General features: G+C 35.5%; 16 protein-coding genes and 1 pseudogene. 7 read left to right on the forward strand and 10 right to left on the reverse strand.

Annotated features, from left to right (window positions below; all coding sequences use genetic code 11):
* Positions 1-13 precede the first annotated feature (13 nt).
* Both rodA and ftsW read left to right on the forward strand, forming a co-directional pair.
* Complete coding sequence (gene rodA, locus B2C77_RS03235) at positions 14-1,174, forward strand: rod shape-determining protein RodA (protein ID WP_077702388.1); 1,161 nt, start codon at positions 14-16, stop codon at positions 1,172-1,174.
* A 175-nt stretch (positions 1,175-1,349) separates the two neighbouring features.
* Positions 1,350-2,510: a putative lipid II flippase FtsW gene (ftsW, locus tag B2C77_RS03240; RefSeq protein WP_077702389.1), complete on the forward strand. Its 1,161-nt coding sequence runs from the start codon at positions 1,350-1,352 to the stop codon at positions 2,508-2,510.
* On the opposite strand, the gene B2C77_RS21940 is transcribed toward ftsW, so the two are convergent.
* Positions 2,507-2,848 carry an ankyrin repeat domain-containing protein gene (locus tag B2C77_RS21940; RefSeq protein ID WP_237342828.1) on the reverse strand — a complete coding sequence of 114 codons (342 nt, stop codon included), beginning with the start codon at positions 2,846-2,848 and terminating at the stop codon, positions 2,507-2,509. The genes ftsW and B2C77_RS21940 overlap by 4 nt on opposite strands.
* A gap of 243 nt (positions 2,849-3,091) precedes the next feature.
* Here B2C77_RS21940 and B2C77_RS03250 point away from each other — a divergent pair, with 243 nt between their 5' ends.
* Positions 3,092-3,547 carry a GNAT family N-acetyltransferase gene (locus B2C77_RS03250; RefSeq protein ID WP_077702390.1) on the forward strand — a complete coding sequence of 152 codons (456 nt, stop codon included), beginning with the start codon at positions 3,092-3,094 and terminating at the stop codon, positions 3,545-3,547.
* Positions 3,548-3,637: 90 nt separating this feature from the next.
* The gene (locus tag B2C77_RS03255; protein WP_331804776.1) at positions 3,638-4,117 is read left to right on the forward strand and encodes a nucleoside deaminase; all 480 of its coding nucleotides are present in this window, start codon (positions 3,638-3,640) and stop codon (positions 4,115-4,117) included.
* A 204-nt stretch (positions 4,118-4,321) separates the two neighbouring features.
* On the opposite strand, the gene B2C77_RS03260 is transcribed toward B2C77_RS03255, so the two are convergent.
* The 9 genes and pseudogenes from B2C77_RS03260 to B2C77_RS03300 all read right to left on the reverse strand — a co-directional run bounded on the left by B2C77_RS03260 (position 4,322) and on the right by B2C77_RS03300 (position 12,744).
* Complete coding sequence (locus B2C77_RS03260) at positions 4,322-5,173, reverse strand: class II fructose-bisphosphate aldolase (protein ID WP_077702392.1); 852 nt, start codon at positions 5,171-5,173, stop codon at positions 4,322-4,324.
* A gap of 88 nt (positions 5,174-5,261) precedes the next feature.
* On the reverse strand, positions 5,262-5,795 hold the full coding sequence (locus B2C77_RS03265; protein WP_077702393.1) for a YjbQ family protein: 534 nt from the start codon (positions 5,793-5,795) through the stop codon (positions 5,262-5,264).
* A gap of 16 nt (positions 5,796-5,811) precedes the next feature.
* On the reverse strand, positions 5,812-6,486 hold the full coding sequence (locus B2C77_RS03270; RefSeq protein ID WP_077702394.1) for a triose-phosphate isomerase: 675 nt from the start codon (positions 6,484-6,486) through the stop codon (positions 5,812-5,814).
* A gap of 43 nt (positions 6,487-6,529) precedes the next feature.
* Entirely contained in the window at positions 6,530-6,817 is a 288-nt protein-coding gene (locus B2C77_RS03275; RefSeq protein ID WP_077702395.1) for a PTS sugar transporter subunit IIB, read from the reverse strand.
* A 71-nt stretch (positions 6,818-6,888) separates the two neighbouring features.
* On the reverse strand, positions 6,889-8,226 hold the full coding sequence (locus tag B2C77_RS03280) for a PTS galactitol transporter subunit IIC (protein ID WP_206193306.1): 1,338 nt from the start codon (positions 8,224-8,226) through the stop codon (positions 6,889-6,891).
* A 16-nt stretch (positions 8,227-8,242) separates the two neighbouring features.
* Positions 8,243-8,710, reverse strand: coding sequence for a PTS sugar transporter subunit IIA (locus tag B2C77_RS03285; RefSeq protein ID WP_077702396.1), 468 nt, complete (start codon positions 8,708-8,710; stop codon positions 8,243-8,245).
* Between the two features lie 22 nt (positions 8,711-8,732).
* Positions 8,733-9,164: a PTS sugar transporter subunit IIA gene (locus B2C77_RS03290; RefSeq protein ID WP_141130671.1), complete on the reverse strand. Its 432-nt coding sequence runs from the start codon at positions 9,162-9,164 to the stop codon at positions 8,733-8,735.
* A 5-nt stretch (positions 9,165-9,169) separates the two neighbouring features.
* On the reverse strand, positions 9,170-10,648 hold the full coding sequence (locus B2C77_RS03295) for a BglG family transcription antiterminator (protein ID WP_077702398.1): 1,479 nt from the start codon (positions 10,646-10,648) through the stop codon (positions 9,170-9,172).
* 494 nt (positions 10,649-11,142) lie between these two features.
* Positions 11,143-12,744 (reverse strand): annotated as a pseudogene (locus tag B2C77_RS03300) (fatty acyl-CoA synthetase).
* A gap of 397 nt (positions 12,745-13,141) precedes the next feature.
* Here B2C77_RS03300 and B2C77_RS03305 point away from each other — a divergent pair.
* From B2C77_RS03305 to B2C77_RS03315, 3 genes are all read left to right on the forward strand, one after another.
* Entirely contained in the window at positions 13,142-13,567 is a 426-nt protein-coding gene (locus B2C77_RS03305; RefSeq protein WP_077702399.1) for a hypothetical protein, read from the forward strand.
* 52 nt (positions 13,568-13,619) lie between these two features.
* Positions 13,620-14,402: a hypothetical protein gene (locus tag B2C77_RS03310; RefSeq protein WP_077702400.1), complete on the forward strand. Its 783-nt coding sequence runs from the start codon at positions 13,620-13,622 to the stop codon at positions 14,400-14,402.
* A gap of 111 nt (positions 14,403-14,513) precedes the next feature.
* A complete protein-coding gene (locus B2C77_RS03315; RefSeq protein WP_141130672.1) occupies positions 14,514-14,918 on the forward strand; it encodes a hypothetical protein in 405 nt (134 codons plus the stop codon).
* The last annotated feature ends 532 nt before the right edge of the window (positions 14,919-15,450 follow it).

Consider the following 15,450-nt stretch of genomic DNA (forward strand, 5'->3'; position numbering starts at 1 on the left):
GAAGGATGAGATTATGGAATCAAATACATATAAGATTGATTACTTCATTCTCTTTTTAGTCTTTTGTTTGTTTATTTACAGTCTGCTTGCAGTATTTAGTGGTTCTGGCCAATACGCTCAAGGGACTCCCTTTTATTTCGTTACGAGGCAATTTATATGTTACCTTATTGGAGTCGGATTAATGCTTCTTGTAACAAGGTTTGATTTTAAATTATTGGAAAAATGGGCACTGCCTATATATATTACGGGAGTTGTACTTCTTCTACTTGTCCATTTTGGGGGAACAGAAAAAAATGGTTCCAAGCGTTGGATCGACCTTGTAGTAATCGAAATTCAACCCTCTGAGTTTATGAAAATATTCCTCATTATTTACCTGGCATTTATTTTAAGAAGAGCGGGGAAGTCTCCATTAACTTTCAAGAGTAGTATTCCTATTGTTTTAAAAGTCACTTTTTATTCTCTTATTCCATTTCTACTTATATTAGTTCAGCCAGACTTGGGTTCGGCCCTCGTTATTCTAGGGATAACGATTACTTTAATTTTTAATTCTAGTATCTCTTCAAAAATGCTCGTCTTTATCATTTCTGGTATTACAACGGCGCTAGGGTGTTTAGCTTATTTATTTTATTTTCAGCACGAGTTATTCACAAAAGTTCTAAAGCCACATCAATTATCACGAATATATGGTTGGCTTGATCCTGAACAATATGCTTCAGATTATGGTTATCAATTGCAGCAAGCAACGATAGGAATAGGCTCAGGACAAATGTCCGGAAGAGGGTTTACTCAAGGAGTGCAAGTACAAAGTGGTAAAATTCCAGAAGCGCATACAGACTTTATTTTTGCGGTAATCGGTGAAGAGTTTGGTTTTATAGGAACAGTCTTATTATTATTAATTTACTTTTTGTTAATCTATCGAATTATCCAAATTGCCTTACAAACTACTAATCTATTCGGTGTTTATATTTGTGTAGGAACTGTTGGCTTGATTAGCTTACAAGTCTTTCAAAATATTGGAATGACGATTGGTTTAATGCCGATTACTGGATTGGCGTTGCCGTTTATTAGCTATGGTGGCAGTGCACTTCTAACTAATTTCGTTGCTTTAGGACTAGTATTCAGTGTGCAAAAGCATTCTAAGCAATTTATGTTTAGCGACAATAAAGTTACTTAGAAAAGGCTCATAGTCCCCCTGTGCATATACATACTATTTTTGCTCAATATTTGCCTGATGCACAAGGCGGGAGAAGCGATTATTATTTCAAGTCTAGGCTCTTTTAGCTGACTAATTCTGATTTCGTGCTCTTTTTCAACCTGCACATGTTGTTACCTGAAAGGATGGTATTTCTATGGATATCTTGCTCCTGATACAAAAGAAATTAAAAAATGTTGATTTTCCATTATTGGTTATCATTCTTTTGCTTGCTGGCTTTGGTTTAATGATGATTTATAGCAGCAGTAGTACGTTATCTTACTTAAATTATGATACAACCAATCATTTTTTTATAAAACAGCTTCAATGGTTGCTTTTAAGTATCATCCTTTTATTGATTACTATCTTTATTCCGTATCAGCTGTATAGTAAATTCAGTCCGTTCTTTGTTTTAACAACGATTATTTTATTAGTTTTGGTATTACTTCCGGGTATTGGTGTGGAAAGGAACAACTCGCAGCGATGGATCCAATTAGGCCCTTTATTGTTTCAGCCAACGGAATTAATCAAATTATTGATGCTGATTTATTTCGCATTCTTTTACTCGAAGAAACAAGATATTATTAATCAATTTAATCGTGGAGTTCTTCCACCCTTACTCGTTTTGGCGATTGTTTTTTTACTCATCTTACGGCAGCCTGATCTGGGATCTGCTGCATTAATATTGTTTGCTTGTGGCATTATTGTGCTCTCGTCTGGGGTGGCATGGAGACATCTATTGATGCTTGTAAGTGTTGGAATACTTAGCGTTATTTACTTTGCCCTTTCCTCTCCTTATCGTTTGGAGAGGCTGACTTCATTCATCGACCCCTTTAGAGATCCTGTCGGGGATGGTTATCAATTAGTCAATAGTTATATTGCCATTGGTACAGGCGGAATCACAGGGAATGGATTAGGGAGAAGTATTCAAAAGCTCGGGTTTCTCCCTGAAGCGCATACAGACTTTATAATGGCAATTGTAGTAGAGGAGCTCGGTTTAATGGGTCTTCTCTTTGTTATTGGTGCCTATATTTTTATTATGTTTAGAGGAGTAGCAATTGCTAAAGCTTGCGATAATATGTTTCCTAAATTACTAGCTATGGGAATAACCTTTCAAATCATGCTTCAGGTCATTTTCAATTTAGGTGCAGTATCCGGGCTGCTTCCAATTACAGGTATCCCTCTTCCTTTAATTAGCTATGGGGGCTCTTCCACAATCGTTACGATGACCTCCTTTGGAATATTGCTGCAGATTTCTGCCCAGGCTAATTTCAAGCCGAAAGTCAGTAAAAATCAGCTGCCGGAATACCAATTTTAGACAAGTAGTACATTATCCAACCGATTGTCCTGCTTGTTTATGTCTGCACCTTTCTCAATGAGCAATCTGACTGTTTCTACTTCATTGCTATATGTGGCAGCAAGTACAGCTGTTGTTCCTTGATCGTCGGTTGCATTTATACTTGCGCCTTCATCAAGCAATTTCTTTACTTTTGCTTTTTCCCCTCGTTCCGCAGCTTGAATTAGTTCTTGATTCAAAGCGCTCTCCTCCTTACTATTCATTTGTTTGTTATCTACATTTGATGCATGATTGTTCTCGCATCCAGCCATGGCAAGCAAGATAACCGATAGTATTACTAAAAAAAACCGTAATGGCATGACGTTCAACCGACCTCCTAATACATCAAGTTTATCTCATGTTGATGGCGCTCTGTATGTCATAGAACGTATGTGGTAGGGAAGTATAAGGGAAATTGAAAAGGATCTTGTTTTCTATTTAACCCTGCTAAAAGTTTACCATGAAATCAATTGTCAGAAAATGAAATGTTTTTCTACTTTCACTTGTGTTATAGTGAGTTCAAAGATGAGTAATTCCAAAAAAAGTTAAAGGAGAATAGGAAGATGAAGGTTAGACCATTACGAGTGAATGAAGCACCACCATTAGATTTATTATTAGAAGCAGATCCGCAATTAGACTTGGTAAAAGCATATCTTCTCAGGGGGGATTGCTATATTGCAGAAGTTCATGAAAAAAGAATCGGTGTATATGTTTTACTTCCAACTAGACCAAGTACCGTTGAGTTGGTGAACATATCTGTAGCGGAATCTGAGCAGGGAAAAGGATATGGAAAGAAGCTTGTTGGGGATGCTATTCAAAAAGCGAAAGCAAAGCGATATAAAACATTGGAAATTGGTACAGGCAATTCTAGTATAGATCAGTTAGCCATGTATCAAAAATGTGGCTTTCGAATAACTGGTGTAGACAAAGATTTTTTTGTACGTCATTACTCTGAACCTATTTCTGAAAATGGCATTTCGTGTGTTGATATGGTGCGTCTATCTATGGATCTTGCATGAAGTAACATAGGTATAAAGCTTGGATGATGGCGCTGTATCTGTTTAACTATCTTTTTACATTATTAAGAAGATAGCTTGTAAAAACATTTCATGATGACAATGGAGGTGCAGGAAATGGATGTGTTTATGGAACGTGCGGTAGAGTTAGCAGTGTCAAATGTGAAGCATGGTGGACAGCCGTTTGGTGCGGTATTGGTCAAAGATGGGGAAGTGGTTGCTGAGGGGGTAAATGAGCTTCACCACACCTATGATATTAGTGCTCATGCGGAACTCGTAGCGATTCGACAAGTGCAGCAAAAATTACAAACGAATGACTTGTCCGGTTACACCATGTATGCAAGTGGTGAGCCTTGTCCCATGTGTTTAACAGCAATGTATTTTGCATCCATTGACCAGGTGTATTACGGTGCATCAGTTGAAGATGCGGCTGAAATAGGTTTAACAACGTCAAAAAGAATATATGAAGACTTGCGAAAATCGAAGACAGAACGATCATTACCTACCACTCAAATGCCACTACGTGAAGGGCAAAAGGATCCAATGAAGCTTTGGGAAGAGGGGAACAGATAACATCGTTCTATTAGAGTGCTGCCATTTAAAGCATAGATTGTGTGATGCTTTTCATATACATACATTTTGCGTGTGTGTGAACATATATTTCGTACTATGTATAGCCACTAATTGAAGGTTCTCTTTATCTACAAGAATGGTGTTACCAAAGAAATATTTGCAACCTATAAAAACTGTAAGTTGCAAATATTTCTTATCTTAATCTCATTCTGTTATACTTTTAAAAACATCTATTATTTGTTGAAAGTCTTTTTCCATAGCATCTTGAGCATAGCGTGATATCTCGGAAAATAAAACGGCATCATTATTATTGATACAATTTTTAGTTGCATCCGCGCCTACTTTAGCTCCATAAGTATAATAATTAATCTTTTTTACGCCATTTTTAATAGATAGTTTATATTCTTTTGAACTTAGACCAGATCCACCATGCATTACTAACGGTAAGTTAGTTAATGTTGCAATTTCTTTGATTCTTTTATAATCTAAATTTGGTTTATGTCTATAGAATCCATGAACTGTGCCAAATGAAGCTGCAAGTGCGTCTATGTTTGTTTCTTTCACAAATTTATATGCTAACTGTGGGTCTGTATAATTATCTTCTTCGTTAACTTCTTGTGTGTGTTCGCCAATTTCATTGCCTATCATAATTCCTAATTCACCTTCTACACTTGCTCCAAATTCATTTGCTAACCTTACTGCCTTTCTCGTTTTTTGTACGTTTTCTTCATAAGGTAATCTTGAGCCATCATACATGATGGATGTAAAGCCGAGCTGCAAGCCTTTTTCTAAATAATTTATAGATTCACCATGATCAATATGCGCACAAATTGGTATGCTTGCATGTTTGGCCAGTGTGATCATAGCAGGTCCAATTGTTTCTATCTGATTAATGTACTCATGGCTTTGGGCATGCTGTATGATAATAGGAGTAGTATTTTTCTCTGCTGCGCTTATTGCAGCAACTAAACTTTCAAATGTTGGTGTGTTTATTGCGGCAATACCACAGTTTCTTTTTTCTGCTACCTCCATGACTTCTTTTAACGTAACTAACATGAAATCTAATCTCCTTTAATATGGGGTGAATGAATACAGCTTTATTACTAGGCAGGTTGCTCAAATCCGGTTCAATTGTGTAGCAATTTCATTGACCAATAATTTGAACCTTACATTGCCTATTTCTCACTCGATTTTGGTCCCAGTCTACAAAATAAATGTAACCTACTTTACCAATTTGCAGTTCCTTGTTTTCGATGATAAAGGTCTCACTGGAGCCGATGAAAGTTCCTTTAATATGTGCCTCCGTATTTAATAGGGATCTTTTATCTGGTACTAAATCTGTTCCTTCTGTACGCATTTTTTCTTTTGGGAGTTCTACTCCGAATTTTGTATGTTCAGGTCCAGGGTGGTAATACTGTCCCTCAGATAGGCATCTAGGTACCACTTTTTCTAAAACATTATTTAAATCAACTTGAAGGTATTCATCACCTGCGTAGTTTTTATCATGCGAATATTCTTCAAAGAAAACAGAACAAGTTGTATGTGGTGAAGCCACTACACATAAACCATCTTTCACTGTACTTTGTTCAACAATTTCTCTGATTTTTTCCGTAATATCATGATAGGATACCCGATTTCCTGCTGAAGTAATGGTTAACGTTTGGTTATAAATAATCATTTTTTGTTCCTCCGTTTCAAATTAAGCAACTTATCATTTCTTCTAATTTAGTTTCCCAGTTGGGTGCATTAATAATGCCGCTTGTTCCACCAGTGCCGTCTGCTCCTTCTTGCAGAACCTGTCTTACGTCTTCTCCCGTACTTACACCTGCTGCCTGTAAAACCAATATCTCTGAATTGATCTCTTTAATTGCAGTTGTAGTTTCTTTTCGATAAGATGATTCACTCGTTGCCCCACTTCCAATTAATTCCGTTGGTTCACAAATAATCATATGAGGTTCTAATTCTGCAACTGCTTTACATTGTTTTACTGTGTCAGCACAAGCAATTGTTATCATGCCTAATTCGTTAGCTCTTCGAATCGTTTTATCCAATTCGGATAGCGTGAGTGGATTCTCTGCATGATTTAAGACAACCGCTTTTACTCCCTTATCTTTTAAAGCATCAGGTAGAACATGCCCCATGCCTCTTCCTGGAACTAAATGGTCCATGTGTTGAGCGGTAACGATTACATGTTTGGTTTCTTCGATTACCTTTTGCAAATCTATTAATTGACCTGTAAATAAAACGTCGATAGCATATTTTTCTGCTAATCTATCTGTAATTTTTGCCAGTTTTAACAAATCACTTCCGTAAAGATAGGATTTAGGATTTACAATAAAAACGGGTTTTTTAATATGGGAGGTAAACATGTAAACAATTCCTTTCTACTTTTCAATAATTGATGTAAACAGGTTATTTGGTTAGTTTTTCTTTTAATTGAAGAAACACTTCCTCTTTCCTTACACCAGTCAATAAAGGTACTCCATTAATTACCTTCTCTTTTAGATTATCAGGGACAATGGTTGTGCTTATTACTACATCATAATTATCTAGGTTATTTACTTCGTCTGAGATTTTACTTTGGAATAAAGTTACTTGATTATCTAATTGGTTATCCTGAAGCCATTCTTTTATTTTCCCTGTAACAACAGTTGATGTAGCGACACCAGTTCCACATATAATTAGTAGTTTCTTTTTCATTTCAATTCCCCCAGTAGTTTAAGATATTTTTTCTAATTACATAACTACACGTTTGCAATAGCTGATATTTTTTATTTCTTTCTGGCTTGCATCTTACCTTGGTAAATCAATGCGCATAATACAATAATAAAAACGAAGCCTATTCCTAACCAAGCTAAGTTTTCTGCTAGACCACCAAATAAAAAAGTTGTCCATGCACCACCATCACTTAATACGCTAATAGAGGAATTTCCTCCTAAGTCGAAATTGGATGCTATTGCAGACTTGGTTATTAAAGGAGTTGCCCAAGATGCAACATATAGTGCTGTGGCGATGTATATTGCTCCTCCTATTACGGTACGAAGTATGTCTCCTCGAAATACAGCAGCCATTAAACAAATCATAAAAGGAACGGTAGCTAAATCTCCTAAAGGTAGTACCGTATTTCCTGGTAAAATAACTGCTAGTAGAAGTGCGATTGGCACTAGTAATAGAGAAGCAGATAAAACAGATGATTGTCCCACAGCTAATGCACTATCCATTCCGATAAATAATTCTTTACCAGGAAACCTTTTCTGAACCCAACTACTTGCGGCTTCAGAGATAGGGGTAAGCCCTTCCATTAATAAGGAAACCATTCTTGGCATTAACAACATCACAGCACCTGTTGCAACACCTAGGTTTAAAGTGTTATTCATATCATAACTAGCTAATAATCCGATAATTACTCCAATGATAAATCCTAAAACTGTTGTATCTCCGAAAACTCCAAATCTTTTCTGTACGGATTCAGCGCTAATATTTATCTTATTTAAACCAGGTATTCGATCAAAAACCCAGTTTAATGGTAGAGCTAAAAGAAAACCTGGTGTAGAAGCCCCATGTGGGAATGACATATTTGGTAGCTGATAGTATTCTTCAACATACTTTGCGCTTTTATCTGCCAAGAAGTAGAGAAGCATGGAATGTGTAATCATCGTAAAAACACCTAAAGCAAAGCTTGCTGTTGCTGCATACACGATGGATCCGGAAAATGCGATGTGCCAAAAGTTCCAAATATCTACATTTAATGTTCTTGTTAATCCAAATACAAGTAAAATAACATTTACTAAGATCCCTACAATGATTGCCATACTACCCAAAAGGGTGCCGTATGCAATTGCCGATGCTGCGGGCCATCCTACATCAATTGTTTGCAAAGATAGATTGTAATTATCAACCATTGCTTCAGCAGCTGGACCTAAATTATTGGTTAAAAGACCAATTACTAAGTTCAATCCTATAAAGCCAATTCCAATGGTTAAAGCAGATTTAAAAGCCTTCCCTGGCTTTATTCCTAAAATCAAGCCAAAAACGAAGAAAATAATTGGGAGCATGACACTGGCTCCTAAATCAACAAACCACTGCATGACCTCTTGAAAGACTTGCATGGGAAATCCTCCTTTTTTAAATTGCCTTATTCAAGCCGGCGTTTTTCATTATGCTTTTAAATTCAATAAGTGATGTGCATTCTTTTAATTGTTTTACCAAACTTTCATTTTGGAAAAGGTTAACAAGCTTTTGTAGCATAGACAATTGCTGATCAGATTGTTTTAACGCTAGCATAAAAATGAGTGATACTTCTATTTCATTATCTTTGTTTGCCATTTCTTTGAATGTTACAGGTTGTTTTAAAGACATAAATCCGATTTGTGCTTGTTTTACTTTTTCAGAATCAGTATGAGGTATTGCAATCCCCGTATCATTTATCCATAAACCTGTTGGAAAGCTTAATTCTCTAGAGATAATGGATTCATAAAAGTCTTGCGTAACGAGATCGTTTTCAATAAATTTTTCTGACAAATGGCTTAGAACTTGTTCTTTGGAATGTCCTTCAAAATTAAACTTAATTATCTCTTTATTAAAAAACATCATTAAAAATCCTTCTTTCCTAAAGTTAATCGTTCTCAAATAGCATAACGATCTTCTCCTTATCGTTAGTATTTTTTAACTTGTTTACGAAGTTTTCATCTCCAATTGCTTGTATATATCTTTTATAATTTTCTTTTTCTATTTGATTTATGTTTGGATGGATGGAAAATAATGCTATAACATGTACGACGTATCCATCCCAATTGATTGGTAGTCTACTTTTTAAGATAACCAAGCAATTTGTCTTCACACTTTTTGATTCCCCGTGTGGGATTGCTACATTATTTCCTATATATGTTGAACCTGCCTTTTCTCTTTCAATAACTTTTTTAACAAAGTCTTTTTTATTATTGATATAATTCTTTCTATACAATAATGAAGTTATTTTTGTTATTATACGTTCCTTATTGTTCATGTTTTCACAAAAAATGATTAAATCCTTGTTTAATGTAAGCATGTAAATCACGTTTGCCTTTCTTTTTTTATGAACGTATTTACTATCTCTTTATCTCTATCACCAAAAACAGGGCTTACTAATAATATAGGCACTTCTTTTGTGAACGATTCCAAAATTACGGTGGTAAGAACGAAATCAATAGCATTATATTTATGAAATTGATTCATAAAATCTGTAGTTGAAAGAACATCCACTATTTCTATATTTGGAAATGCTTTTTTGACCTTTACTTTGAGTAATTCAGAAGTGCCGATGCCGCTAGTGCAAATAATTATTATCCTCTTTGTATCAAACATTTGCTCCAGATATTTTGCAAAGTATATCGTCAAATAGCCGTTCTCATGTTCGGTAATTTTCCCCAAATTAAATGTTTGTTCTGCATTTTGTGATATCATTGTAATGATATGAAATAGTTCTTCGTACTCTACCTTAATTTCTTCTAATAAGTTGTTCTTTATATGAATATTATTGTTTATGCGATTAATCATTGGCCTTATGTGATTGATTAATTCTTCCCATACCATTTCTTTATTAAAGTTCTTGCATAACGCTTTACCGCTTTCTTTTATATAAAATTCGGTTATTTCTTTCTCTAGGCCGTGTTTAACCTGTTCAACTTCTTTTTTGCTATTGTTTACTAATCGTGATGATAATAAATATTGGAACAGGTACCACACTTCCGTATCTGGTAAGTTTTTATTTAAGTAATTGGAAAAGTGATTAATAATATTTTTGGCTTGCTGAAAAATGTCCTTGTTTTCTTGAATCAAATTGGTGTATGGCTGTTTAAGTTTATCAACTACTTTGCTCACATCTACTTTCCCACTTCTAAATCTATTGATTAATATGTATAGATGAGAAAAGATATTGATATTATATGGATAAGGAATGGTGATATTTAGTTGACTTTCCAATCTATTCATATTATCAATAATAAATTCCGTGTCATTATGATTAAGCTCTTCTTTAGATAATAGATTATCTAAATTAAAAATATTAATCGTGTTAATTAATACTTTCCTAATATCTACTTCATTTCCGATTATAGAAATATATTTTCCATTTCTGTCAATGTTTAAGTTGTGTTTTTTTAACCTCTTATTGAGTATTGTTATATCCGTATATATAACGGTTTCACTGACGAAATATTTATCATAAAAATCTGTTGTTCTAATTGGATTTGGTGCTTTGAACAGTAAATCTATGAGAATTTGACTCCTTCGCTCTACAGGAGTATAATTCTTCAGAAAACTTTCCTTAGCTGATTTTTTCCTTATATATTCCTCATAGTTAAGTCTAAACCCTTCGCCAAGCTTGGATTCAATTAATGGTTTAGAAGCAGGATTTTCATTTAGTTTATTTATCGTTCGATAAACGGTCTTTTTAGAAACGTCTAATTGCTTAGCAATTTTTGATGCAGGAACATAGAACTTATATTGCAGTAATATATCAATAATACTTTGTTCTCTCTCATTGAAATGCATCTTAAATGATCTACCCTCCCTTCTTTATGTTTATTCTATCACATAGAAGTGCGCCATTTTTTCTTTTAAGTGTCCATTGTAACGGACATTTAGCTTAGTTCCAACGCCAATTTTGCATGTAATATTTACCTATATCTACAGTCCAATTACGAAAAGCTTTTAGTTAATTTTACCTTTTAGGAAAAGTATTTTTAAATTTTTAGAGAGGGAGTAACGTTAGCAAGAAGGATAATACATAGACAAATAGAATATAAAAGGAATTAGAAAATAAACTGTTCGTAATAGAGAAGGTACCACGGAGAAACTTTAATAGATTTATATATGGAAAGTGAAAAAATAAGAAGCGGGTTATTAGGGCAATGTATACCATTGTATGCCCTATAACTAAGAAACAGTCCACGTTCAGTCGTTATAGGATGAGATCTGAACAAAGGCTAAGCGATAAATAACAGCACCTAAAAAACAAGGAGTGGGCGATAAAAGAACCCCCTCCATCATGAAGGATTCACATTCCCCCTATCCTCATATTGCTCACGTAAAGCTCGCTTGAGTACTTTACCGCTAGGATTTTTCGGGAGCGTATTTGAAAAAATAATATATTTAGGAACTTTGAATTTGGATAGTCTATCTTTACAAAATGTTTTCACTTCTTCCTCTATTAATGGTGTGTCTTGTTTGGGGACAATAATAGCTGTAACAGCTTCAATCCAATAAGGGTCTGGTATACTAATGACAGCAACCTCCGACACGCCTGCTAACTGATAAATGATTTCCTCTACTTCACGACTAGATACGTTTACTCCTCCAGTATTAATCATATCCTTTTTACGATCAACAACGGTTATATAGCCGTCCTCATCCATCACACCTAAATCTCCGCTATGGAACCAACCATTGCGAAACGCTTCTGCTGTTTTGTCTGGATCATGAAGGTAACCTTTCATGGCATGTGGAGTGCGATGTACGATTTCACCTACTTTTCCACGAGCTAGCTCAACATCATTTTCATCCACAATTTTTGTTTGTACATTTAACGATGGGATTCCTGCAGAGCCGAGCTTTCGTAGCTGATCCTCCGGTTTTAGAACGGTAGCAAGTGGAGCAACTTCTGTTTGCCCGTAAAAGTTCCAAAAACCTGCATTGGGTAGGCGTTCTGTTAACTCTTTAAGTATTTCTCTAGGCATAATTGCTGCGCCATAATAGCATTTCTGTAAACTGGATAAATCTCTCTTTGCAAAATCGGGGTGACGCAATAAAGCAATCCATATGGTTGGCGGACAGAAAAGTTGCGTAACTTTTTTCTCTTCGACTGTTTTTAGCATCGTTTCTGGATTAGCCCCATCAAGAATGATTCCACTAGCACCAACATAAATGCTAGGGCCTAAAAACACATGAAGTTGAGCGCTGTGATATAGCGGCAGCGCATGAATTATAATATCTTCTGGCTGCATGTCGCCATCTACAATACAACTTACATATTCACTGATAATGCTTTTGTGAGTGAGCATAACGCCTTTGGGTCGTGATTATGTGCCACTCGTATATAAAACATGACATAGATCATCTTCTTCCACATCAACATCAACGAGAGATGTAGGTTGATCTTGTCTCACAACATCTAATCGTTTCCATTTCTCATTGGTCGCTTTGCTATTTGCCTCCATGACATACCAATATAAAATATCCATATTTAATACTGCTTCATCCAGTAAATGTATATACTCTTCAGCAACGATGAGCCCTGTAACTGCAGCATGATCCACAATATAGGTGATGTCTTCTATATGCAACATATAATTGATTGGAATCATGACAGCCCCTATTCGAGCTAGAGCAAAGTTTACAATGACAAACTCTAAGCTGTTTTTGGACATAACAGAAATCCGATCTCCTTTTTTCATTCCGTCTGCTAAGAAAGCATGTGCAGTTTGATTTACGCAATGATCCAAGTCCTTATACGTTACTTCGTTATTTTTGTAAGCGATTGCAATTTGGTTAGGCTTCCGTTCGCTTGTTCGGGAGAGTATATCTCCTAATGTATTTCTTCTGGCGCGTTGCAACACTTTAATGAAATCACGATTTGCTTCTACGTTCATGGACACACTCCTTTATAATTTTGTGAACAATATTCTTTTAATTATTTTAATTCAGATAATTATTAAAAGCAAGCTTGGTGGAGGAGAGTTTAAATCGATCTTGCTCTTTGCAACGAGTCATTATTTATTGTGAAGTAGGCTAAAAGTTTGATAGATAATAGACAAATAATAAGAGAATTTATCATGAATTATGATGAAAATTCTGATTAATGTATGAAAAACTGCCTACAATCCTAAATTTCTTGTAGATTCGTGTATGATTGCAAAACTATTAACCTATATTAAAAATGATATAATATTCTGATTTTAAAATAGAATCACTCTGCTATGATAGTCCCAATGGGAGAAATGAGGATTATGTCATAGTTAAAAGTCGTACTACGAAGGGTGATTTAAATTGAAAAAACGGTTGTTTTTGAGCGTTAGTTTGTTACTAGTAGTCATTGGTACAAGCTTGCAAGTGAATAGGATTGCAGCAGATAAACAAAGTTGGAGCCTACAGCAAGTCCACAAGATAGAATCGGTTTCCAACTGGATGAACACGTATATGAATCAAATAGAAAAAGATGCATTAGAGCATCAAGAACTGCAACGGATAGAACAGAAAAAGAAATTAAAACAGACAGGAGAGCAAGCTCGTAGAAAAGGAAAATCGAAAATAGAAGACTATCAGAATAGTTATTCGGAGCGCTTCGTAAAGGCGAAGGAAACGTTTCGCATAGTAGATAAATTTCAGCATTATTCTAATGAAAAGAAAGCAGACATTCACGAGCAACTGAATGAAGGGGTAAAAGCAGAAATTTTATCATGGGTAGATGAATAGGACTTTACTTATTAGTCCTTTCAAATAATAGAACAAAGGGGAGTAAGTGCTTATGAAGTGGGGATTAAAAACAATGAAAGGGAAAGTGGTTGCTGGAATGGTAGGAGTAGGTATTTTGACGGGATCAGGTGTTGTATTAGCCGGTTCAGGGGCAGGGGATCATTTACGTGAATGGTATGAAGGTATGTTTGGGGATTCTGTTGCTACCATAGAAGATGACGTTACGACATATGGGGAAAGTAAACTGCCAGAGTTAGAGGCGGAATATGAACAGTTAAAAAACGATGCGTCGCTGGATATTGATTTAATGAGAGAAAGGCTAACAAGCGAATCATTAGAAGAAATTGTTGCAGCGAAAATAGAGCATCTTGAGTCTCTTGATGGTGAATCTAGGGAAATTTTAGATCAAATGGGTTTGGAATTTTATAATGTGTTTTTGGATGGCTATGGAGAAATTCAACGTTTAAGTGACGAAGGGTTAAATTATGCTTCCGAAGACTTAACGAATTATACTGGTGAATTAGGGCAAGAGGCGAGAAATCAAATAACGAGTGATTTGACTGCTGCCAAACAGGAAGCGGTAACAGATTTGGAAACGGCGATTCAAAATGCTCAAGACCAAATAGAGGCAGAACTTCGTAATCAGGAAGAAATAACGACACGTAACTTAAAAAATCAAATTGATTGGGCAGTAGAAGATGTAAGGCAGGTAGTAACGGCATTGCTTGCAAATTTAATGGAAGAGCAACAGATGATTATAACCCAAACTGCGCAAATATTAGAAGATGAAGCAAAAGAAGCGCTTGATGATGTTGTTTCCGGTATCAATGAATAGTAGGAACTTCTGCGTAGGAAGGAGAAATAGCTTTTGGGCAACAGAAAAGAAACCTACAGGCGAAGAAGGTGCTACAATCTTAAGAAAATAATCATTGTTTTTTTGCTATGTATGTTAATAGCAGCTGGAAGTTTCTATCCTGTTTTTGCTGATGAAGATATAGGTGGTATGGTAACGGATTGGTTGCAGCAGAAAACAGATGATGCGATACAAAAAGTGGATGAGGCTATTTTAGAAGAAGAGAAGGAACAAACAGAACGTTTGCGAAAAGCGTTACGAGTGAAAAAGCAGGAAGCAGAACAAGAACTAAATCACACAGCAGATCAAGAGATCACAGCCCGAACGGAGGAGCTAGAGCGTTATGCTGATGAACTAATAAAATCACTGAATAGGAAACAAACAGAGAAAGATCAGGCAGCAATAAAGAAAGAGTTCGAAGCAATTGTAAAAGAAGCAAAAGGGAAGATGGAGGATGTCTCTGTCTTACATGACGAACACGAGGAGTTCGGTAAGTGAAAATTTTTATCCTACGAAAACTACTTCCGCTATAAATGTGGAGGTAGTTTTTTTGTACGATAGAAAAATATAAGAGTTTAAAGGTTTATAGTATAAGAAATTATAAGAAAAGCTACAGCTTTCGCTATAAAGATTTGGCGCTAAGCTATGTTTTTCGATGAAATCATGAAAGTTACGGACACTGCAAAATTATATTTCAATTCGTAAAAGCAGTAAAACCATACTGAAAGAGTGCCAGAGAAGTATAAAAACCGAGGCCCCCTTTACAAATGAGAACATTTGTTCTATTATTGTATCAAGTTGAAAAAATTGGAACCAATACTACTTTTATCAGACTGGATTCGAATATAAGTATAAAGTGAACCTTCAATCTGTGTGGGTGATTCTCTCATCTTCTACTAATTGTTAGGTGAATGAACTGGCAAATTAGGTTTTGTTATCTTTGACTTAGACTTGTCCAACTCGCATCTAATTCTTGAAGTAATCGTCTTACAGTACCTTATATACGTCATAAATAATGTTTTGAGGGGGG

It is taken from the genome of Virgibacillus dokdonensis (assembly GCF_900166595.1).
GTDB lineage: Bacteria > Bacillota > Bacilli > Bacillales > Amphibacillaceae > Virgibacillus > Virgibacillus dokdonensis.

Coding starts and splice junctions, on each gene's coding strand:
- rodA (WP_077702388.1), top strand. CDS start 14: ATGGAATCAAATACATATAAGATTGATTACTTCATTCTCTTTTTAGTC.
- ftsW (WP_077702389.1), top strand. CDS start 1,350: ATGGATATCTTGCTCCTGATACAAAAGAAATTAAAAAATGTTGATTTT.
- B2C77_RS21940 (WP_237342828.1), bottom strand. CDS start 2,848: ATGCCATTACGGTTTTTTTTAGTAATACTATCGGTTATCTTGCTTGCC.
- B2C77_RS03250 (WP_077702390.1), top strand. CDS start 3,092: ATGAAGGTTAGACCATTACGAGTGAATGAAGCACCACCATTAGATTTA.
- B2C77_RS03255 (WP_331804776.1), top strand. CDS start 3,638: ATGATGACAATGGAGGTGCAGGAAATGGATGTGTTTATGGAACGTGCG.
- B2C77_RS03260 (WP_077702392.1), bottom strand. CDS start 5,173: ATGTTAGTTACGTTAAAAGAAGTCATGGAGGTAGCAGAAAAAAGAAAC.
- B2C77_RS03265 (WP_077702393.1), bottom strand. CDS start 5,795: ATGATTATTTATAACCAAACGTTAACCATTACTTCAGCAGGAAATCGG.
- B2C77_RS03270 (WP_077702394.1), bottom strand. CDS start 6,486: ATGTTTACCTCCCATATTAAAAAACCCGTTTTTATTGTAAATCCTAAA.
- B2C77_RS03275 (WP_077702395.1), bottom strand. CDS start 6,817: ATGAAAAAGAAACTACTAATTATATGTGGAACTGGTGTCGCTACATCA.
- B2C77_RS03280 (WP_206193306.1), bottom strand. CDS start 8,226: ATGCAAGTCTTTCAAGAGGTCATGCAGTGGTTTGTTGATTTAGGAGCC.
- B2C77_RS03285 (WP_077702396.1), bottom strand. CDS start 8,710: ATGATGTTTTTTAATAAAGAGATAATTAAGTTTAATTTTGAAGGACAT.
- B2C77_RS03290 (WP_141130671.1), bottom strand. CDS start 9,164: ATGCTTACATTAAACAAGGATTTAATCATTTTTTGTGAAAACATGAAC.
- B2C77_RS03295 (WP_077702398.1), bottom strand. CDS start 10,648: ATGCATTTCAATGAGAGAGAACAAAGTATTATTGATATATTACTGCAA.
- B2C77_RS03310 (WP_077702400.1), top strand. CDS start 13,620: ATGAAGTGGGGATTAAAAACAATGAAAGGGAAAGTGGTTGCTGGAATG.
- B2C77_RS03315 (WP_141130672.1), top strand. CDS start 14,514: ATGTTAATAGCAGCTGGAAGTTTCTATCCTGTTTTTGCTGATGAAGAT.